The organism is Pedobacter quisquiliarum, from assembly GCF_014642175.1.
GTDB classification, from domain to species: domain Bacteria; phylum Bacteroidota; class Bacteroidia; order Sphingobacteriales; family Sphingobacteriaceae; genus Pedobacter; species Pedobacter quisquiliarum.
Genome location: NZ_BMIL01000003.1, coordinates 79085 through 100208 on the forward strand (window position 1 = coordinate 79085; position 21124 = coordinate 100208).

General features: G+C 43.1%; 22 protein-coding genes. 15 read left to right on the forward strand and 7 right to left on the reverse strand.

Going from position 1 to position 21124, the window contains the following annotated elements:
- Position 1 precedes the first annotated feature (1 nt).
- The 3 genes from lolA1 to IEW69_RS05130 are packed head-to-tail and all read left to right on the forward strand — an operon-like array spanning position 2 to position 2091.
- Complete coding sequence (lolA1, locus tag IEW69_RS05120) at positions 2 to 652, forward strand: outer membrane lipoprotein periplasmic chaperone LolA1 (RefSeq protein WP_188625759.1); 651 nt, start codon at positions 2 to 4, stop codon at positions 650 to 652.
- An 18-nt stretch (positions 653 to 670) separates the two neighbouring features.
- Positions 671 to 1432, forward strand: a complete 762-nt coding sequence (locus IEW69_RS05125) for an MBL fold metallo-hydrolase (protein WP_188625760.1) — start codon at positions 671 to 673, stop codon at positions 1430 to 1432.
- Positions 1433 to 1479: 47 nt separating this feature from the next.
- Positions 1480 to 2091: an OmpA family protein gene (locus IEW69_RS05130; RefSeq protein ID WP_188625761.1), complete on the forward strand. Its 612-nt coding sequence runs from the start codon at positions 1480 to 1482 to the stop codon at positions 2089 to 2091.
- On the opposite strand, the gene IEW69_RS05135 is transcribed toward IEW69_RS05130, so the two are convergent.
- The 5 genes from IEW69_RS05135 to IEW69_RS05155 all read right to left on the reverse strand — a co-directional run bounded on the left by IEW69_RS05135 (position 2092) and on the right by IEW69_RS05155 (position 8736).
- Positions 2092 to 2511 carry a response regulator gene (locus tag IEW69_RS05135; protein ID WP_188625762.1) on the reverse strand — a complete coding sequence of 140 codons (420 nt, stop codon included), beginning with the start codon at positions 2509 to 2511 and terminating at the stop codon, positions 2092 to 2094.
- Positions 2495 to 3580 carry a hybrid sensor histidine kinase/response regulator gene (locus tag IEW69_RS05140; RefSeq protein ID WP_188625763.1) on the reverse strand — a complete coding sequence of 362 codons (1086 nt, stop codon included), beginning with the start codon at positions 3578 to 3580 and terminating at the stop codon, positions 2495 to 2497. The genes IEW69_RS05135 and IEW69_RS05140 overlap by 17 nt, the downstream gene beginning before the upstream one ends.
- 14 nt (positions 3581 to 3594) lie before the next feature.
- Positions 3595 to 5658, reverse strand: coding sequence for a sensor histidine kinase (locus tag IEW69_RS05145; protein ID WP_188625764.1), 2064 nt, complete (start codon positions 5656 to 5658; stop codon positions 3595 to 3597).
- Between the two features lie 79 nt (positions 5659 to 5737).
- On the reverse strand, positions 5738 to 6430 hold the full coding sequence (locus tag IEW69_RS05150) for a GNAT family N-acetyltransferase (RefSeq protein WP_188625765.1): 693 nt from the start codon (positions 6428 to 6430) through the stop codon (positions 5738 to 5740).
- An 11-nt stretch (positions 6431 to 6441) separates the two neighbouring features.
- Entirely contained in the window at positions 6442 to 8736 is a 2295-nt protein-coding gene (locus IEW69_RS05155; RefSeq protein WP_188625766.1) for an Rv1355c family protein, read from the reverse strand.
- 118 nt (positions 8737 to 8854) lie between these two features.
- On the opposite strand from IEW69_RS05155, the gene IEW69_RS05160 reads away from it, so the two are divergent.
- From IEW69_RS05160 to IEW69_RS05175, 4 genes are all read left to right on the forward strand, one after another.
- Positions 8855 to 9319: a response regulator gene (locus IEW69_RS05160; protein WP_188625767.1), complete on the forward strand. Its 465-nt coding sequence runs from the start codon at positions 8855 to 8857 to the stop codon at positions 9317 to 9319.
- Positions 9320 to 9387: 68 nt separating this feature from the next.
- Positions 9388 to 9852: a response regulator gene (locus tag IEW69_RS05165; RefSeq protein ID WP_188625768.1), complete on the forward strand. Its 465-nt coding sequence runs from the start codon at positions 9388 to 9390 to the stop codon at positions 9850 to 9852.
- 152 nt (positions 9853 to 10004) lie between these two features.
- Complete coding sequence (locus IEW69_RS05170; protein ID WP_188625769.1) at positions 10005 to 12053, forward strand: gliding motility-associated C-terminal domain-containing protein; 2049 nt, start codon at positions 10005 to 10007, stop codon at positions 12051 to 12053.
- Positions 12053 to 13057 carry a PorP/SprF family type IX secretion system membrane protein gene (locus IEW69_RS05175; protein WP_188625770.1) on the forward strand — a complete coding sequence of 335 codons (1005 nt, stop codon included), beginning with the start codon at positions 12053 to 12055 and terminating at the stop codon, positions 13055 to 13057. The genes IEW69_RS05170 and IEW69_RS05175 overlap by 1 nt, the downstream gene beginning before the upstream one ends.
- 4 nt (positions 13058 to 13061) lie before the next feature.
- Here IEW69_RS05175 and rpoN read toward each other — a convergent pair whose 3' ends face one another.
- Entirely contained in the window at positions 13062 to 14534 is a 1473-nt protein-coding gene (gene rpoN, locus IEW69_RS05180) for an RNA polymerase factor sigma-54 (RefSeq protein ID WP_188625771.1), read from the reverse strand.
- 173 nt (positions 14535 to 14707) lie between these two features.
- On the opposite strand from rpoN, the gene mscL reads away from it, so the two are divergent.
- The 8 genes from mscL to tsaB all read left to right on the forward strand — a co-directional run bounded on the left by mscL (position 14708) and on the right by tsaB (position 19494).
- Complete coding sequence (gene mscL, locus IEW69_RS05185; RefSeq protein ID WP_188625772.1) at positions 14708 to 15166, forward strand: large conductance mechanosensitive channel protein MscL; 459 nt, start codon at positions 14708 to 14710, stop codon at positions 15164 to 15166.
- Between the two features lie 111 nt (positions 15167 to 15277).
- Positions 15278 to 16075: a LiaF transmembrane domain-containing protein gene (locus IEW69_RS05190; protein ID WP_188625773.1), complete on the forward strand. Its 798-nt coding sequence runs from the start codon at positions 15278 to 15280 to the stop codon at positions 16073 to 16075.
- Between the two features lie 3 nt (positions 16076 to 16078).
- On the forward strand, positions 16079 to 17134 hold the full coding sequence (locus IEW69_RS05195; RefSeq protein WP_188625774.1) for a sensor histidine kinase: 1056 nt from the start codon (positions 16079 to 16081) through the stop codon (positions 17132 to 17134).
- Complete coding sequence (locus tag IEW69_RS05200; protein WP_188625775.1) at positions 17112 to 17846, forward strand: LytR/AlgR family response regulator transcription factor; 735 nt, start codon at positions 17112 to 17114, stop codon at positions 17844 to 17846. The genes IEW69_RS05195 and IEW69_RS05200 overlap by 23 nt, the downstream gene beginning before the upstream one ends.
- A gap of 106 nt (positions 17847 to 17952) precedes the next feature.
- Entirely contained in the window at positions 17953 to 18111 is a 159-nt protein-coding gene (rpmH, locus tag IEW69_RS05205; protein ID WP_008241331.1) for a 50S ribosomal protein L34, read from the forward strand.
- A 62-nt stretch (positions 18112 to 18173) separates the two neighbouring features.
- Positions 18174 to 18569: a ribonuclease P protein component gene (locus tag IEW69_RS05210; protein ID WP_188625776.1), complete on the forward strand. Its 396-nt coding sequence runs from the start codon at positions 18174 to 18176 to the stop codon at positions 18567 to 18569.
- Complete coding sequence (yidD, locus tag IEW69_RS05215) at positions 18553 to 18786, forward strand: membrane protein insertion efficiency factor YidD (RefSeq protein WP_188625777.1); 234 nt, start codon at positions 18553 to 18555, stop codon at positions 18784 to 18786. Before IEW69_RS05210 ends, yidD begins: the two co-directional genes overlap by 17 nt.
- A gap of 18 nt (positions 18787 to 18804) precedes the next feature.
- Positions 18805 to 19494 carry a tRNA (adenosine(37)-N6)-threonylcarbamoyltransferase complex dimerization subunit type 1 TsaB gene (tsaB, locus tag IEW69_RS05220; protein WP_188625778.1) on the forward strand — a complete coding sequence of 230 codons (690 nt, stop codon included), beginning with the start codon at positions 18805 to 18807 and terminating at the stop codon, positions 19492 to 19494.
- Here tsaB and IEW69_RS05225 read toward each other — a convergent pair.
- Complete coding sequence (locus IEW69_RS05225) at positions 19491 to 21086, reverse strand: hypothetical protein (protein WP_188625779.1); 1596 nt, start codon at positions 21084 to 21086, stop codon at positions 19491 to 19493. The genes tsaB and IEW69_RS05225 overlap by 4 nt on opposite strands.
- Positions 21087 to 21124: the final 38 nt, after the last annotated feature.

Genomic DNA, 21124 nt, shown 5'->3' on the forward strand with positions numbered 1-21124 from the left:
TATGAAGAAATTTATTGCGTTGCTGTTTGCGGTGACTACAGTATTCAGCGTAGCGCAGGGACAAACAGATCCGAAGGCAAAAGCGATATTGGCAGAGGTTAGCAAGAAATACAGATCATATAACACCATTAAAGCTGATTTTAGTTTCGGCGTTGAAAACAAACAGAACAATCTTAAGCAAACCGAAAAGGGGACGCTTTATGCTAAATCCAACAGCAAGAAGTATAAGGTGACCATGGCGGAGCGTGATCTGATCAGCGACGGCAAGGTGCAATGGACTTACTTGAAAAATGAAGAGGAAGTTCAGGTTGGCAATGCAGATAACACGGAGGATGCTTTGAACCCTGCAAATGTCTTCACCATCTTCGAGAAAGGATTCAAATACATCTATAATGGGGAAAAGAAAGTTGGCTCGAAGGTATATCAGATGATTGACTTAGCGCCACTGGATACCAAAAAGGCATACTTCAAGATAAGATTAAGCGTAGACAAGGCTGCGAAGCAGTTGGCAAGTGTGATGATCTTTGATAAGAACAGCAGCATTTATACGTACACCATTACGGCCTTTACCCCGAACGCTAAAGTTCCTGAATCTACTTTTACGTTCAATCCTAAAAGCCATCCCGGTGTTGAAATTGTAGATTTAAGGTAACCCGCACAGCACCATATTTTGAAAATAACCTTTTTAGGCACAGGAACTTCACAAGGCGTACCCGTAATTACCTGCAGGTGCGCCGTTTGCACATCAAACAATTTCAAAGATAAACGACTCCGAACCTCCGTGCTGGTGGAAACAGGCGACAGGACCATCGTGATTGACAGTGGTCCGGATTTTCGTTACCAGATGCTTCGTGCTGGCGCCACGGATCTGGATGCCATTCTTTTCACCCACGAACATAAAGATCACGTAGCTGGCATGGACGATATCCGTCCCTTCAATTATATGCTGCACAAGAACATTGATGTTTATGCGTCGCCGAGGGTGCAGGAAGCACTTCGCCGGGAGTTTTCATACATCTTCTCCAACGTGCAGTACTTAGGATTGCCTAGAATAAACCTGAACACAATAGATGATGCTCCATTTTCAATTGGATCCAAAACCGTTGTCCCATTGAACATCATGCACTACAAGTTGCCGATTCACGGCTTCCGGATAGACGATTTTAGTTACATCACAGATGCCAAGACGGTCCCTGAAGCAACCATGGAACAGCTTAAAGGTACTCGTGTTTTGGTCGTGAATGCTTTACAGCGTGGCGAGCATATCTCACATTTTAACTTAAAGGAAGCGCTTGATTTTGCCGCGAATGTTGGGGCTGAAAAGACCTTTTTAACGCACATTAGTCACAATCTTGGTCGCCATGAAGATGTTGAACGTGAGCTGCCTCCTAACGTATACCTCGCGTACGATACGCTAAGTCTCTTTATTTAAAACAAAGAATATATTGCCTGTGTTAAAAGTTTTAAAAGAAACTTATTATGGCATATTCCGAAAACAAACCCGCAAGAAGTAATTGGCTACTGATCGTAATTGTACTGATTATAGTGGCCCTTATTGCCTTTTATTTTTTAAGAGGTAAGAGCAATCCTGAAGTTGTTGCAGAAGCAGCGAGTGATTCAAGTACCGTGGAGAGCACCATTAATGCACAATGGAGTGGCGTAGACCAGATGAATCTACCGATTGAAAGGTACGATGAGTTGGAAGATGCAGACATTGAAGTTCATGGAAATGAGCAGTACGCAATCTACAGCATCTCAGAAGCGGTATTATTTGATTCCGGTCAAAGTCAGCTTAAGACAGGGGCAGATGCGAAATTGCAAAGTGTTGCCAAGTCAGCCAAGCAAAGGTACCCGGGTACGGAAATCAGAGTGCTGGGGCATACAGATGCGAGTGGTGACAAGGCTTCAAACAAACAATTGGCGGAGGCACGTGCCGAAGCGGTAAAATCCTGGTTAACCAGCAAGGGTGATGTAAATCCAGACCGGATATCCATCAATCCGATTGGCGAATCAGAGCCTGTGGCTACGAATTCCACTGAAGCAGGGCGTGAGCAAAACCGTCGTGTAGAGATTGCGATTAAGAAGAAATAATTAGCGCTGCAGGTGTTCTTTAACAACCTCCTGTAGTACAGCAGGGATCAGAGGCTTTTTCAGCAGTTTAACGACGTATGGATTAGCCTCTGCTCTTTGTATATCACTGAAGTCCAGTGTAGAGGAAAGCATCGCGATGTTGCATCCCTCAGTAAATGATACAGGTAGTTTCTTGTAGTGATCAAGAAATTCGAAGCCGCTCATTTCCGGCATCTGTATATCCAGTAAAATGAATTCAGGTAATCTTTCTGGCGTGGTAAGATGCTGTTTTAGATAGTTCAATGCTTCCTCTCCGGATCTGCAAACTACAATATCTTCGAACGTTTTCGTAAAGGCAACGATCTTCCCATTGATTTTCAGGTCAATATCGTTGTCATCAATCAGCATGACGATTTTAGATGAATTAAGTGGCTTTACCATTCGGGATTGTAATTTTAAATGTCGTACCAATGGCCAGGTCCGATGTCACTTCAATTTTACCATTGATCCTGGTAAGCGCTTCTTTGACGATGAATAAGCCTAGGCCGCTACCATGGTGGTTTTTACTCTTGAAAAACTGGTTAAAAATCTTCTCCAGATGATCATTCAAGATGCCAATGCCATTATCACTGATCGTGATCTCCGCGCGTTGTACATCTACGTCAATGTCGATATTTACAAACTTATTCGGTTCTGTTGATTTCTGATACTTGATCGCATTGTTGATGAGGTTGCCCAGGATTACTTCAATACGGAATGCATCATTGTAAAAGCCCACCGGCTGATTGATCTTCACGTTGAACTGCGTATCCCGGTCAGAGTAGGAGTAGAGGCTGATAAGTTCAGATACCAGGATTTCGAATTCCACTGGACTATGTTCCGCTACATTCTTATTGTTCTTGTAATATTGAAGGGTTTTCTGGATATAGAAATCCAGCTTATTGGAACATATTTCAATCAGATTCCAATATTCACCGCTGGAGTTGTAGAGGCCTTCCATCTTTACCAGGTTAACAATCCCGATTACGGAGACAAGTGGCGCCCGAAGTTCATGGGAAATGCTATAGATAAACCTATTGAGCTCGTCGTTGGTCTTTTCTAGTTCCGAAACCTTGTTGCGAAGGTCGATTTTAGCTTTGTAGGCATCGTAGGCATTCTTAATGGAGTTATGAAGTTCAAGATCGCTCCAGGGCTTGGTGATGTATCTGTAAACGTCACCATGATTTATCGCGTCTGCAAGTGCCTCGATGTCCGTGTAACCAGTTAGTAAAATACGAACAGGATCAGGATACGTGTCTTTAATGCTTTTGAAGAATTGTACGCCAGTGGTTTCTGGCATCTTCTGATCCGCAATAATCACATTGATGTCTATGTTCTGCAAGATCAATAAGCCTGCTGCGGCTGATGTGGCGGTATATATTTCATATTGCCGCCTGAAGCTTGCCTTGAAGGCTTGTAGATTATGTTCTTCATCATCGATGTAGAGAACCTTAACAGACGGAGTATCCATGATAAATCCCTTTTCTAATTTACAGGCAATGTAATAATAAATTCAGTACCCTCGCCAACATTAGATAAAACATCAATGTTGCCTCGATGACTTTCTATAATTCTGAACACGATGGACAAACCTAAGCCGGTACCTTCACCAACATCCTTGGTGGTAAAGAATGGTTCAAATATCTTTTGTTTCGTCTCTTCAGTCATACCTGAACCGGAGTCTTTGATGCTGATCTTCACGAAGCTTTCTTCCTGCCATGTACGCACCGTAATCTGCTCTTCCTCACGCTGTGTATCTTTGTTTTTTATAGCATGAATACCGTTGGAAATGATGTTCATGAACACCTGATTGATTTTTCCAGGTAAGCACTCTACAAGCGGAATATCACCGTATTCTTTTGTAACCTTTAGGTTGGATGGAAAAGTACTGCGCAACAGCACGAAGGTGGAATCTATCCCTTCATTTAGATTGATCGGTTTGGTATCACTTTCATCTAGTCGACTGAAGTTTTTCAAGCTACGGATGATTTCTGCGGTACGTTTTGCACCTTCATCAATTCCAGAAAGCAAACCTTTGATTTCTGTTTGCACGAAATCCAGGTCAATTTGTTTTTTGAACTTATCAATTGCGTTAAGTTGGTCCTGGACGTTTGCAGTAACATCCAGCGCTTCGTACTTGGTGATGATTTCATTAAGGTCATCAATGTCCAACTGCAGCGGTTTGATGTTTGCGGTCACGAAGTTAATTGGGTTGTTGATTTCGTGTGCTATACCGGCAGTAAGCTGGCCCAGGCCTGCCATTTTCTCGGATTCGACAAGTTGTGATTGCGCGTCCTTTAAATCGCTCAGGGTCTTTTCTAATGCATCAGTAGATTGCTGCAACTCCAGCGTACGCTCCTGAACTTTCTTTTCCAATTCGAAGTTCTGTTCAAGAATCAGCTTTTCATTTTCCAGGGAAATTCTGAGTGCCGCCTCTTGTGAGGCTTCTTTTTCTTTCTTAAGGATGTTGATCTTATCTGCAAGTGCGAATGACAGCAGGGTAACCTCTAAGGCTGAGCCAAATGGCATCATGTTATAGGTGTACACATTATAAGGTAGAATATTATAATCCTTAAGCACGAAACTACAAACGCCGAGCAGAAACACACTCCAGCCAATTAAGAAGAATTTCGCTGGCTTGTAGCCCCGTCTGTATATCAACCAGGCAACAATTAACATGAATACTGCAGCGAGCATTGCTGTTAACTGGATAATTTGATAACCCCAGTTCAAGTGCCCTGAAAATGCGGCTACCAGCGCTACTATATAAGGAATATAAAAGAAGGTGCCAATACGATGCAACACCGGATAGTAGTGCTTGGTATGCAGAAACTGCTTCATGAACTCAATCGCCGACATTGCCGCAAGCGAGCTCAGAATATAGACCGCATAGGTCGAAATCCACGTGTTTTCTGGCCAAAGGAATTTAAAGGTATAACCCTGAAAATTAGCTTGTGTAATCCCAATAATGAATATGTAAATGATATAGTAGAGGTAGCTCCGGTCCTTTGTAGAAAGGAATAGGAAAAGATTATAGATGAACATCACAGAAATGATCCCAGAATAGATCCCGAAGATGATCGAATACGTCTGCACACCTTTAACAAGCGCTTCACTCTTTGCCAAACTTAGTGGCACCTGTAGCTGCTCACCACCGCTTAACTTCAAGTAAATCGTGTAAACAGAAGTCGTATCTATATCAAAGACAAAGGTGTAGATTGGGTTATCAAAATGTCTGCTCGCGTAAGGGACACGGTCACCGGTATGTTCTTCCTGTACAACTTTGTTAGTTTCATTTACTAAATAGAAATCCAGATAGTCGATGGTTGGAAGTGGTACTTGAAGTATTACCCGGGGATCTCTATTGACATTTCGTAGCTTAAACTTCAGCCAGTATGTGTTGTTTGATGCACCAAGATTTGGTACGTCATTTTCTACTTGTTGAAATTGTGTGCTCTGTAGAACATCCTTTATTTTCAGGCTGCTGCTACTGTCGACAAGCATTTTCAATTTTTGACCGAAGTTCCGTTCTACGACCTCATTATCCATCAAGATTGTGTCTTGCGCCTTAACTGAAGTACGAAGTAGGCAACAAAGCAGGATGCTTGTTAGATAAAAGTGCCAGTGTTTAAGCATAGCTAGGAATCACTAATTGATAGTCAATTTCTATGTCGCCCCTTGGGCCGGTTTCTATTGTTGTTTGGACGGGGTTTGTTCTCAGATCAAAGATGCGGTCTCTGTCGAATGCTTCTGCAGTTTCAAGTGTCTCTGCATTCATCTTCCGTAGGACACGAGCAATGTAGTTTTCATTAGGGTAGACAAACTCGCCGGCATTACCTAGTGAATCTTCAACGATAAAGCCCACTTTACGAACCATTGGTAAAGTATAATCTGCACATATCGTGAATAAAGAGGAGAGCCCGATCTGGTTAACGATTGCAATTCCTGCACGAACAAGGAGGATGCTGATGCCCATACCTGCAACGCTCTTTGCATTCCAGAGGCCACACAGCTCGCCGGTCCCGTGTTCTGCATATTCGTTGATCACAATGGCTACCCTCGGGTCCATATAACCCACCGCTGCTTCTACTGGGAGGGGATGAACGCCATCGGCAATGTGGACGCGCACGCCACCAACAACTTTGCCGTCCTCTGTTTCGGCAACAATTCCATGTACATTCGGCAGGCTCATCCAATCACGGTTATTTGTTGTGATGTTCGTAATCCCATAATCCTTTAGAACCTGAACGTGTTCGGCTAAATATTCTTCACAGGTTTCAGGGTCGTTAACAGCTGTAAAAGATCGAAAAGTCAATTTCATTTGTATGAATGTTATATGATTTGGAGGATTTCGTCCAATGGTTTCCTTAATGAACGTACGCTGGCTTCGTCAGCATATGATAATCTGAACATGAAAATTCCTTGTTGATCCACAAGCTGCGGGAAAACGCCCTGGAGCTGTTGTTGCAATTTCTTTAGCGCAGTACGTGCCGCAGTGGGAAGTTCTGCACCATTGCCCTGGTTTAGCCTGGCAAATAGAAACAGCGGGGCTGATATTGGGTGGAAGGAAAGGTTCTGCAAGTTGGCTTGTAACCATACACGCTGAACGGCTTCACCACCTTTGATAAAGTTCTTTGCTTCGTAGGTTGGCATGGTGATCAGCCCGATTGCTGAAGAAGATTTGATACCATCTCTGGAAAGCTTTTCAAAAGCACTACCGCCACCCCAGCGATTCAGGAGCTTAATAACCTCTGGACTTTTTGCAACAAGCAAGCCGGTCCGATCGGTTTCTGAGAGTTCAAGTGATTTGATATCCAGACCATCTTTTGTTGAATGCACCGCGGCGTCTGTCCATCTTACTTCCTTTGTGTAGAAGTCGTGGTGCCCCTGCGGATGCAGGAAGCGAACCCGCTCTACTCCAGCTACGATTTCCGCGATAGCATCTATTTTTTCCTTGTCTTCAACGATCTGAATGGATGCACCGCCATTTGAACCTACTGCATTGGTGAGTGTTCTCAGGATTTCATCCTCGATCTTTGATCCGGTTCCTTGTTTTCTGTTTGTTAGTCGTTGCGTAATTAATGGCGCAAGTTCCGGCAAATAGGTTGTTCCCTGTGCAGGTGAAAATGAGCATGCAGCAACAAGTCGCTTGTGATTAGGGGCTGGGAATAAAGCATAGTTCATTTCAAGATTTAGCTGCCCGGCTTCAATTTTTAGATTTTCTATCGCCGTCCCAAAAGCAATGTTGGAAGTGATGTTGTCAAAGTCTCCCCATGAAATGGAGTGCTTTTCATCATGGAACAAGAATAACTTTCCAGCATTTGCGACCCATTTCCAGGGCTGGTTATTACCTGCTGAAGGCGCAAAGAGCGCTGCAGATACCAGCTGCTTGATTTGTTCTTCGGTTAATTGCACACTTTGTTGATCGTCAACTTTGACAGCAGCAATGGCGCTCTCGATTTCCTCCGTTGTTAACGGCTCCGCTGTTAAATCTTTGACCTCGTACTCATTATCCGCTTTCGGTGTTTTATCACCGATAAGTTCTTCAATATCGATCCAGTATCTTCCGGATTCATGGTATTGATCAAGAATAATCCGACGGCACACATCTGCACACAAGGCGCCACCAAGTGTTACAGCTGACGCCAGCTGTGGCCATGTGGTAATGGATTGTCCAACTTCAATCATCGAAGCTTTCAACCGGTTCGACAAAGTCTCCACGCCAATCATTGCCAATAGGAAAGGTACTTTTTCTTCGTTCGTTTTTAAATATTTTACTTGTGTATGGTCCAGGTGTTCAATAAGCCCGTGTAAAATGGGGCGGTCTGGCTCTAAGTCGAATCGTTCTACATCCACTGTACCGCGATCACTTGCATCCATTACGACCGGGATCCCCAGAGATTTTGCTTTATGACGGAGCAATATTTTAATATCAAGGCCGTCACATTCATCTACAATCACATTCAACTTACCACCTTCTGTGAAAAAGCGATCCATGTTTTCTTCCGTCAAGCCATCGTTGAAGCAGGTGACTTTCAGGAATGGGTCAATTTCTTTAATCTCACGCGCCACAATCACTACTTTCGGTAGGCCCAGGCTTTGTACACCTGTACGGATGCGGTTTAAGTTTGAAAGCTCCAATAAGTCAAAATCTGCCAACCTGATCTCACCAAACCCTCTTTCCATTGCCATGGTTACAGATACGGACTGACCAACAGATAGTCCGACCACACCTACAATTTGCTTTCCAAGTACATCACGTTCTTCGGGTGTAATCTTGTAAACGTTCCTGTTGGTGCGCATGCTTACGAATTCTTCTTCATCAAGCAGGTGTACCAGGCGTTCAGACCAAGGATAATAAACCCACACGCCATAATCTTCCATGCTCAGGTCACCTAAATGCAGGAGCTTCAAGGCATGCATTTGTTGAGGTTCTGGCTTTTTCTTAGGGTGCTTTGATTTGATCAATTCATCAAGTTGCGAATCCAGTTCGTCATGTATCCTGATGTGCGGTTTGGAAGTCAACAGCGCTTCTAGCTTGTCTCTGTCCTGTGGATTGTAAATTCGAAAGAATTCCGGTTCGTAGGATAGATCTTTATCCACGGTAAGGTTGGTGAGTGTTAACATTTTGACAAAAATAGATTACGGCTTGAAATTTCTAATTATGTTCGCAAAAATAGTTTAATTTAATAGAGAATTAGCAATTATAGATGTAATTACTCACTTTTGTACCACATTATTTCACATGAACACTAAAGAAATCAATATTTTATATATAGATGATGAAGTTCACAATCTGAATGCCTTCAAAGCTTCTTTTCGCAGGACATTTAACGTATTTACCGCAGAATCTGGTAAGGAGGCTTTGCCAATTCTGGCTGCTGAGGACATACACATCATTCTTACCGACCAACGGATGCCCAACATGACGGGTGTCGAGTTTCTCGCATCCATTCTGGAGACCTATCCGGACCCCATTCGCATCCTCTTAACGGGCTATTCAGATCTTACCGCTGTAGTTGATGCCATTAATAAAGGTCAGGTATACCTTTACATTACTAAGCCTTGGCAGGAAGAAGAATTAAGACAGAATCTGGAAAAAGCATTTGAAGTTTTTGACCTTAGAAGGCAGAACAAGCAGCTTACAGAAAACTTGTTGGTTGTAAATAGCCAGCTCGAATTCATGCTTCGTCAGAAATTGATATCTTAAAACTCGCATTGAAGCCGAACAATGAATTTACTTAATCTTTTTTTTAACCTCCAAAAACGACCCGCATAATGAGCGCCAGGCCAATTAACGTTTTATATATCGACGACGAAGTACATAATCTAAACGCTTTTCGAGCTGGCTTCAGGCGTTTATTCAACATCTTCCTTGCAGAATCTGCGGCCGAGGGGCGTAAGATATTGGAAACTGAAGACATACATGTCATCCTCACGGATCAGCGCATGCCGGTAATGACCGGTATAGAATTTTTGGAATCAATTCTTGAAGAGTTTCCAGATCCGATACGTATCTTGATGACTGGATTTGCAGATATCAACGCTGTTATTGATGCCATAAATAAAGGAAAAGTTTACAAGTATATTCAAAAGCCCTGGATGGAAGACGAACTACGGATTCATATCGAAAAGGCATACGATATCTATTCTTTACGGCAGGAAAAAAGGGAATTGACGCAGCAAATCCTGGAGACAAATAAAAAAATAGAGGAGTTGCTACAGCAAGATCTTCTGCCTTAAACCACATGCGTACCACCTGGCTCTTTTGCATCACATTCGTCTTTTGTCTTTATGGAATGTCTGCAAAAGGCCAGACAACCTCAAATGAGGGACTGGACTTCTGGGCCGTATTTCCCACTCATATTTCCACATCGCCTACTACTTTGGCGAAAATGTCAATATACATCACCGCGCAAAATAACAGCTCTGGAAAAGTGACAATTGGCGATAGTAGTGTTGATTTCAGTGTTCTTGCAAATAAAATTGTTGAAATTCCCATTCCGTATGACAAGGCGCACATTAGCCCGAATCTATCAAATACCCTGATAAAGAATAAAGGTATACATATTGTTGTGGATCCTGGTCAGGCTAAAGTTGCCGTATTTGCCTTTATATCAGCAAGTGCAAGATCAGAGGCCTATATTGTTCTACCAAAGGAAGCAATGGGCCAGGAGTACTATGCAATTGGTCATGAAGGTAAACCCGTACCCAACTTTGAGGAGAATGGAACTCCAGGGCAACACTATTTAATTGTGACAGCAGTTGAGCCAAACACGCGAATAGTAATCACCAAACCAGATAAATCGGTAGTCACTACATTATTGCCGGATGCTGGTGATGTTTATCAGCTTACCAGCGACCAGGAATTTTCGGGTACCAAGGTACAATCCACGAACTGCTCGACATTCGCGGTGTATACTGGTCATTCAGGCATTGCTTTCAACCATGCTACACAGGATTTAACCTCCTTTGATCCACTTGTTCAACAACTATTTCCTACTGAAAGTTGGGGTAGGACCTACGGTTTAATTCCATTTTCTAACCGAAATTATTTTTATAAAGTCGTTGCGGCTGAAGACAATACGGAGATAAGGATTAACGGGCAGGTACAGGCGGTACTTAATGCAGGAGGGTCTTACATTCCGGCGAATTTGCCGCTTACACAGCCTTTGCTGCTGTCGGCTAATAATCCAGTTTGTGTAGCACAATTCGCTTATGTTCAGGCAGATTTGAGCCCAGATCCTGGTGTGGTGACATTTGGCGACCCGGATATGGTAGTCCTCAATCCTGAAGAGTATAACATTAAACGCATAACGCTTTTTGCCTCTTTCGACAGGACGCCGGAGTACTTTCTTAACATATTCATGAAAACTTCCGGCACTGCCAGTTTTAAAATTAACGGTGCGACCCCTTCAGGTGTCTGGAAGAAAATGCCTACAGATCCAAGCTACTCTTACATCCAAATTGAGTTTAATCAATATACACTCAATCAAAGGAGCCTTACGCTAACTGCAGATGAAGGCTTCAATGCCATGGCGTACGGATTTGGAGAATTCGAATCCTATGCCTACTCCGCTGGCACTAACCTGGCAATAAAGAACTATTTACGCCTAACAAATGTCAATGCGAACGTGACGGATGTAAATGCCTGCATCAATGAACCTTTATCTGTTAAAGTTGTACTACCTGCAAAGGCGAACAAGTTAACTTGGAGTTTCGAAGATCAAAGTCTCAATTTTACCGAGGTAAGTCCCCCAGCGCGAATATTTAAGAATGAAGATGGTGCTACGCAGTTCGAATACACCTACAATAATGGGGTTGTTAGGTACAATCGTTTGGGAATACATCAAATTACTTTAACCGCTGATCTGGATCCTGGTACAAACCCCTGTCCGGAAGATAGTCGTTTGAAGGTCTACACTTACAATTTCGAAATCTCTGAACCTAATTTTACTGTTCCTGACACCGTGGAGGTGCTGGCCGGAGGTACGGCAAAAATAAATGGCCTACCAGGTACGGGTAATTTAACTTACCGCTGGAGCCCCTCTTTTGGCATCAGCGATCCAAATATCGTTAATCCCATCGTAACCGCTGAACAAAGCACCATGTACACGGTCACCGCCTATTCAGATCTGGGCTGTTCAATTGCAAAACCGGTGTTTGTGAAAGTTGTCGACAAGCTCCAGGTTCCCAATACCTTTTCGCCAAATGGCGATAACGTAAATGACGTATGGAATTTGAAGCTTCTGGATACCTATGAGAACGCCTTAGTCGAGATTTTTAACCGCTATGGACAAGTCATTTACCGTAACGTCGGTTACAAAATCCCCTTTGATGGATACTTCCAAGGCCAACCTTTGCCAGTGGGTACTTACTATTACGTCATTTCACCACGAAACGGAAAGAAGAATCTAACCGGCTCACTAACCATCATCAGGTAATGAAAGGAAGATTTATAGTGCTGCTGCTAATCATGATTTCCGGTCTTGCCGGGGCACAACAACGACCGCAATACACACAGTATATTTTCAATTATTACCTGCTAAACCCTGCATTAAGTGGCATGGAGAACTATACCGATGTGAAGATCGGGCACCGGCAACAATGGCAGGGCATCAACGGCGCACCGACTACGACCTTTGTGTCTACGAACATGGTGCTTGGCGATAAGTACTTGTGGAGGAACGCGCTCTCCTTACCGGAAAATGGTGATCCGCCGATGGGCCGCAACTATACGCAGAATTATACCGCATCTCCTGCGCACCATGGCATCGGCATTATCGCTATGAATGATAAAGCAGGACCTTTGTCCTTTCTGGATGTTACACTCACATACGCTTACCACCTCAAGCTCCAGGACGCTTTAAATCTCTCCCTTGGTACAGGGGTAGGTATTCGTCGGGTGTCAATTGATCTCAATGCACTTAGCCTGGAGGACCCGAATGATCCCGCATTAAGTAATGCTGGCAAAGCGCAGCTGAAGCCAGATCTGAATGTGGGCATGTGGCTGTACGGCGCGCGGTTCTTTGCAGGTGCTTCCATGCAGCAGGTGCTGAAACAGAATCTTTCTTTCTCGCCCGACTATAACCAGGGGCGGGAAGTAGGACATTATTTCCTGACTGCAGGTTATAAACTTTTCGTTGATGATGAGATTTCCGCAACGCCGTCCGTAATGCTAAAGAAAGTTGGGAATATTCCGATCTCCTATGATGCGAACCTTAAGTTTGTTTTTAGGGATCGTTTTTGGCTCGGCGGCAGTTACAGGAAAGGAGATTCTTTTGCGGCGCTTGCCGGAATAAACTTCAGTAATGTCTTTAACATCACCTACGCTTATGATTATGCGACCTCAAGATTGCGGTCATATACAAGTGGAAGCCATGAACTCGTTCTTGGCTTCCAGCTGAATAATATGTACAAGCTGCGTAGTACACAGAAAATGTGGTAATATCTTATAACTCCTTACGAAGTCTTGCTACCGGGATGTTCATCTGCTCGCGGTACTTAGCAACCGTTCTGCGGGCGATGTTGTAACCTCGTTCCTTTAGGATATCCGTTAGTTTCTCATCCGCTAGCGGCTTTCGCTTGTCCTCGTTGCTGATGCAGTCTTCAAGAATCTTCTTCACTTCCTTGTTGGATACCTCTTCGCCACTTTCCGTTTGGATAGCTTCTGAGAAGAATGATTTCAGCAGGAAAGTTCCAAACTCTGTCTGCACGTATTTGGAATTCGCAACGCGGGATACCGTAGAGATATCCATGTCTATCTTATCAGCAATGTCCTTCAGAATCATTGGACGCATTTTGCGTTCATCTCCGGTCAACAGGTACTCATATTGATACTGCATGATCGCATTCATGGTCTTCAAAAGCGTTTGCTGCCTTTGTTTAATCGCATCAATAAACCATTTCGCCGAATCTAGCTTCTGCTTAACGAATTGAACGGCTTCTTTCAGTTTTTTATCTTTTTGAGCGGATTTATCATAGTGCTCAAACATGTCTATATACGACCTGCTAACTCGAAGCTCCGGAGCATTTTTGGAGTTCAAAGTCAGGATCAACACACCGTCATTATTGCTGATGTGAAAGTCCGGAATCACCTGAAGCTGCTTTGTGGTCACCTGATTGGAATCTCCAGGTTTTGGATTCAGACGCAGGATCTCGTTGATGACCTCTTTAAGATCTTCACTATTCAACCCTAAAGATTTTTCAAGCTTGTCGTAATGCTTACGTGTAAATTCATCCAGGTAGTTTTCTACGATGACAATTGCTTTTTGGATAATTGGGTTAGAAGCGTCTTTACGTTTAAGTTGTAGCGTAAGGCACTCCTGTAAATCCCTTGCAGCAATGCCCGGAGGGTCGAAACTCTGAATAACCTTCAGCATTTCAAGTACATCTTCTTCTTCCACAATCACGTTCTGTGAAAATGCGAGATCATCAATCATGGATGTTATTGGCCGGCGGAGGTAACCATCATCGTCAAGACTTCCGATGATTTGTTTGCCAACAATAAAGTCGTTATTGGACAGAGGTACCAGGTCTAATTGCTCCTGTAGGCTTTCAAAGAAGGTGCTCTCTATCGCTATCGGCGTTTCCTTCTTATCCTCATCATCATCACCATTATTGTAGGACGTGCTATAGTCATTCTGATTATCATCCTGAAGATAGTCGTCTACATTAAATTCATCTGTATTTTCTTCTTTCGCGCTCGCGTCGAAATCATCTGGGCTATCGTGTAAATCGTCGTATTCACTTACAGGCTCATCAGCTACCATTAAGCTTGGATCCTCAAGTGCGGGATTTTCTTCAAGTTCTTCTTTTATTCGAGTATCTAATGCAACTGTAGGTACCTGCAGTAACTTTATAAATTGTATCTGTTGGGGAGATAGTTTCTGAAGTAATTTTTGTTGTAAATGTTGTTTTAGCATATTGCACAAAAGTATTTTTATACCCGTGCCAAAAATAGGCATTTGGTTTAAGATATAAACTAATAGAGTGTTCCTTTATTGTGATTAGCTGGATTATGTTAAAATGTATTTTTTTTTGTCTTATAAATTTATACTTTTAAGTGGCGACGGATTCGCAATTAAATAAAAATATTATGGGGTTTATTAAAGAATTTAAAGAGTTTGCCATAAAAGGCAATGTCATTGATCTGGCAGTCGGTGTAATTATCGGCGGTGCATTTGGTAAAATTGTCAACTCCACGGTGAATGATTTGATCATGCCACCCATCAGCATTTTAATTGGTAACAAAGGTTTCGTCAACATGTTTGTTCCACTAAATGAGAAGGTAAGAACATTCGTGGAAGCGCATCCGAACGCTTCTCTTGAACAAGCCCGTGCAGTAGGGCCCGTGTTTGCATGGGGTAACTTTGCTACGGAGGTCATAAACTTCTTAATTCTTGCCTTCATCATCTTCTTGATGGTTAAAGCCATCAACACTTTGAAGCGTAAACAAGAGGCTTCTCCTGCTCCAGATGTTGTGATTCCGCCAACTAAGGAAGAAGTGTTGCTGGGCGAAATTCGCGACTTATTAAAATCTAAGCCCAATTTATAAATTCATTTACCGGTAAATACCCAGTGTTTACCGGTACTTCCCTTTTGTTCCTCGCCGCGCTATATGTATAGCGATCACGCTGATCTACATTTGATTCATAATTCAAAGATCATGGAAACTTACAACGGAACAAAAAACAACAACAAAAATTACAGGGTAGGCGTGGGACTGCTAATCGTTCTGATTGGTGTTAATATTCTCCTCAAGAATTTTGGCATCTACATGTTCGACTGGCTATTTAGCTGGCATGTTTTCCTATTAGCGCTAGGCGTGATCATAGGCCTGAAACGAAATTTTACTGGTGGCGGCTGGCTTGCACTCGTGCTGATCGGCGGTTACTTCACCCTACAAGACATCACAGACCTGAACTTCGGCAGGTTCGCCTTACCATTAGGATTAACCATCCTGGGTTTATACCTTATCTTTTCTCCTAAAACCAGCAGGCCCTGGAGGAAACGCTTCAAGCAAGATTCGACGGATTTTACGGGTACAATGCCCATTACCGATACAACATCAAGCTACGAACAGCTAAATCCGGACGGCACCCAGTATGTGCCGCCAACAGCGGAGTTCGACGTCATTGATTCTGTAAATGTTTTTAGTGGCGCACACCAGAATATTGTATCCAAGAACTTGAAAGGTGGAGAAGTAGTCTCCATTTTTGGAGGTTGCGACTTAAACTTAACGCAAGCGAACTTCGAAGGCACCATCATTATTGATGTCATTGCCATCTTTGGGGGCGTAAAAATCATCATCCCACCAACATGGGAAGTTAAAAACGAAGTCACTGCCGTATTTGGCGGTATAGACGACAAAAGAGCACTATCCCCATATCAGGGTGAGGTTCGTAAAGTGGTAGTGCTGAAAGGCGTCGCACTATTCGGCGGTGTTGACATCAGAAACTTCTAACGTATGACCACCAGACCTTTATCCCTGAAAAAGGTCCAGCAGATTGCGATTCCCATTCTACTCGGCTGGACGGCGCTCAACTTCGTCTTATTTCATTATGTACTGCATCTGGAGCTTCGAAATTCCGCTATTGATGCTGTCATCACCAATATCCTGCTTGCACTTGCCTGCATCGTCATCAGTAATATTCTTGGCTATTATCAACCCAAAAAGCAGGCAACCCTTTATGTGCTGTTTATCTCTTTATTGATGACCATCATCCTGCTAAGCCTGGATCATGTAACGTTAGACAAATTCATTCCCAACGCCGGTTATCAGATCTTTCTCGCCTTATCACTACCTGTAAGGTTTTTAATATTCTTTGTCATTTTGGCCTTCTGTGCGCTTGCGAATATCCTGTGGTATAAACTGGAAGAACAAGCTTATATGCAGGAGCGATTCTATCAGGTACAAAACCTCGCTAAAGAAGCAGAATTGAACAAACTTCGCCACCAACTGCAGCCACACTTCCTCTTCAATAGCTTGAACTCCGTTTTCGCGCTAACCATTGTAAATCCAAAAGAAGCAGGAACCATGATCACTAAACTTGCTGCTTTTCTTCGTGGTACGCTGAAACGTGATGACGACACATGGGTGAGCGTAGAAGAAGAAATGGAGTATATTCAACTTTATCTGGATATCGAAAAAGTACGCTTCAGTCACCGCTTGAACGTCGAAATTACGGTTGATGACGCCAGCCTTGAACAAAGACTGCCCGGAACAATCCTGCAGCCTGTAATCGAAAATGCAATCAAATTCGGCCTTTATAACACTTCTGAAGCCATAACCATAGCTGTGGATGTGCGCCTCGTTGACCACCTGTTGAAAGTAACTGTTAAGAATCCATACGATCCAGCCGTGAAAACCGACGGTGGCACCGGCTTTGGCTTGTCTGCAATTAGAAGAAGATTATATTTGCTCTTTGCAGACAATGAACTGATACATACCGAAGCAACTGCGGATAAAACATTTATTACAACCATTAGCATTCCTCAACATGATAAAGACTATTTTAATTGATGATGAGCCACTTGCAAGAGATATCATCAGATACTACCTGGCTGATCATCCTGAAATTGAAATTATCGCGGAATGCAAAGATGGATTCGACGGTTTAAAAGCCATTGCGCAATTCGAACCCGATCTAATTTTCCTTGATGTACAGATGCCTAAGATCAGTGGCTTTGAAATGCTTGAACTCGTGGAGCGCAGGCCCGCCGTTATCTTCACAACGGCCTTCGATGAGTTTGCGTTGAAAGCCTTCGATGTAAATGCGATCGACTACCTGCTCAAACCGATAGAGAAGGAGCGGTTCGACCAAGCCGTAAAAAAGGTGATCGATAAAAATAAAAACGATGGAAATGACACTTCCGAATTGTTAAATACGCCTGGAAACCCTGCACAGCGGAGCCGTGTGGTCGTAAAGGTCGACCGGAGCATCAAGATCATACCGACAGCAGATATCCACTACCTGGAGGCGGACGACGATCAGGTGAAAATCAGCACCGATGAAGGCAATTATTTCAAGAATAAAACCATGTCTTTCTTCGAAAATACCTTAGATCCTATACAGTTTATACGCGTTCACCGTTCCTATATCATCAACCTTAATCAGGTACTGAAAATAGAACTTAAAGAGAAGGAAAACTATGTTGTACTGCTCAAATCGGGCTTGTGGCTGCCCGTAAGTAAAGGCGGATATATGAAGTTAAAGGCCGCATTGGGCATATAAATCAGATAAATTGTAAACAGGCTTATCAATCTATTTGCATTTAAAATAAAATCAAACTATATTTGCACTTCTTATTTAAAAAATACAGTTAAGATATCATACAGTTATGAAAAGAACATTCCAACCTTCGCAAAGAAAGAGAAGAAATAAACACGGCTTCCGCGAAAGAATGGCTACAGCAAACGGTAGAAGAGTATTAGCTTCTCGCCGCGCAAAAGGAAGAAAGAAATTATCAGTTTCTGACGAGCGTCGTCACAAAGCATAATTTGATTGCAGCACGCATAGTGTAACGCAGATCATTCGTATCTGTACTATTGCGATCAAAGCATGAAGAAATTTTATAAAGAAGAACGGTTATGTAGCAGGAAATATTTAGATCTGCTATTTAAAAACGGTTCTTCTTTTTTATTATACCCCTTTCGCGTTTCCTACCGCTTTGTTGATCAAACAGCCGCATTCCCTGTGCAGGTTGTCATCAATGTCCCTAAAAAGCGCTACAAACACGCCGTGGATCGCAACCTGCTAAAGCGCCGCATTCGAGAGGCCTACCGCCTGCAAAAACAAGATGGACTTTATGAATTGCTGCCAGAAAACAATGGGCTTTTGCTGCTTTCCCTACAGTTCGTTGGCAAGCAGAAATACGAATTCAGCTTCATAGAAAAAAAACTCAGCGCCGTTTTAAAGAAACTCCTCAGCAATGTAAAAAATGATCAAGGTAATTAAAGCCGTAATCTCCTGGATATTCCTGACGCTGATCAGGATCTATCAGCTGGTTATATCACCATTGCTCGGGTCAAACTGCAGATTCACACCGACATGCTCGCAATATGGCGTGGAAGCAATTAAAAAGCACGGCCCATTCAGAGGCGGCTGGCTTACGCTGAAGCGCATCGGTCGCTGTCATCCATGGGGTAAACATGGACATGATCCTGTGCCATAATAAACATACCTTTGCCTTATGATTACCATTCTACAAATCGAAACATCTACACAATACTGTTCGGCGGCAATTTCAATGGACGGTAAAACCAGCACGCTTAAAATTGCATCCGGTCAAAACCTTCATGCGGGTTCTCTAACCTTGTTTATCGACGAGGTGCTGAAACAAGCCGACCTTCAGTATACGGATTTAAGTGCTGTTGCGGTGAGTAAAGGTCCTGGTTCATATACGGGCCTCAGAATAGGTGTTTCTACGGCCAAAGGTCTTTGTTATGGGCTCGATAAACCACTTATCGCTGTTGATACCATACAAATGATGGCTGATGGTTTCCTAAATGCAAATCCGGATTTCAATGACCTGGTTTGTCCAATGATCGATGCAAGACGTTTAGAGGTTTATACGGCGCTGTATTCTCCAATGGGGGACGAACTGGAGCCAGTAAGCGCGAAGATCATAGATGAAAATTCCTATGCACCTGAATTGAGGGCTTCCAAAATTACCTTTATCGGAGATGGCGCTTTAAAATGCCAGCCAGTTATCGCAAACCCAAACGCAACATTCCTTGGAGATAATTTCAACAGTGCAGCGAATATGTCGGGCTTGGCTTACCAACGTTTTCAGGCCGGTGCTTTCGAAGATGTCGCCTACTTCGAACCATTTTACCTTAAGGATTTCATGATTACCGTTTCTAAAAAGAAACCATTCTAATTATCCAGCCTTAAGCTGTCCAGATCTACCTTTGCCGCTTCGGCGTTCACTTCTGCCGATTTTGTCGTAAAAAGGATGTTCGTCTGAAAACTGCCCTGATCGCCACCCAGCTGGTAAACAAAAGCATCAAAAGCCTTCAGCCCATTCTTTGAACGGGTATGATCATAGAACTCCGGATATATGGTATTGATCATCAGGTTCTGCGCTTTTCTATAATTCAGATAGAATAAGATGTTTGAGCTTGTTGGCAGCTGGCTGAATACTGCGGTGTACGTCTTATCCAGCGTTAGCAGTTGATTATTCTGATAGCTGTTCCTGAAATCAATCAGGGAGCTTGGATAGAGCGCAAGAATGATGTAGTTGTTTATGATCAGGTAGTAAGGCTTTTTGAAGCTTTTAAAGGGGCTCCCAAAATAGTAGTACAGCAAATCAGGCTCTTTCAATAACCTGATCTCACCATCATAATCATCGCTAAGATCAAGAAGCAACTGCTCCAGCTTTTCTCCGCTGTTCAACTGAACTGCTGCAAGCTTTTGCTTGTTCTGCAGCTGAAAAGTTACGGCCTGCGTGTTGGTATATCTTAGGAAGATGTCGTCCAGATTCAAACGATACTTATCATTAATGGCTGTAATGTTCTGCCGGATGCGTTTATCTTCCTTTATCGTCTTAAACCAGTTCTGTAACTGTTTATGGAACACTTTATAGTTGCCAAAAGCATAAAGCGTGTAAGTTGCCGTACTTGCCGGAAGCACCTTATCAATAGAAAGCTTCTCCGGCTTTTGCTCCGCATAAAGGGAGAAGTAGCTGTCGGCATTGACAACCTTTGTTTCCCCGCTGAAGAAGACCTTCTCTTTACTGAAGTTATAACTTAGTCTCGCAAAAGCCTCCTGTCTGTTTAGAATAGCCAGTTCACCACGATTGAAGTACGGCGTTATCACCTTCATAAAAGGGCCGAACTGTCTAAAATCAACATAAAGGTTTGCCAGACTGTTCTTCGCCAGGCGGTCATTCTTCTGTATGAAGCTCACAAAATCCTTTTGCGTATCTGTTTTCTGATTAGCAATCAGGTTATCAATTACATAGGACGCGGTTGCGATAAGTACAACACGTTTTTGCTGTAAAATATAGAAGGTGTGGTCGCCGGTCTGCACCTGAAAATAGGAAGCATAAGGCTTCAGGGTCAAGCCAACGCGTTGAAACTGTGCTTGTACCATCTTGTCGGTTGCCTCCGGATGAAGTTGCACACCGATCATCAACTCCAGTTTTTTCTGTTCGGCAGGGTAGAGGCCCAGAAAGATATCCTGACCTTGGAAGAGGCTTGTGGTCTCCGGCCGATCCAGGTTGCCTTTTAAGTCCTTAAGTGCTTCCGTCTTCTGCTCGCCAATAAGCTTGCTCAGCAAGTCCTGGCCATCTATAATATTGCGTACGCTCTTATCGTTTTGAAAGCTGAAAACCAACGCAGCATTTTTGCTTACAAGTTCCAGGCTCATGTCGGCCTGCACGCCCGCTTTGTTCAAGGCTGAGAAATACATGTAACTCATCCCAGATATTACAATAACTAAGGCTGCTAGTATGATATATATTTTCTTCATCAGTGTGTAAGCAAATTTAATTTTAATAGTTGGAATAC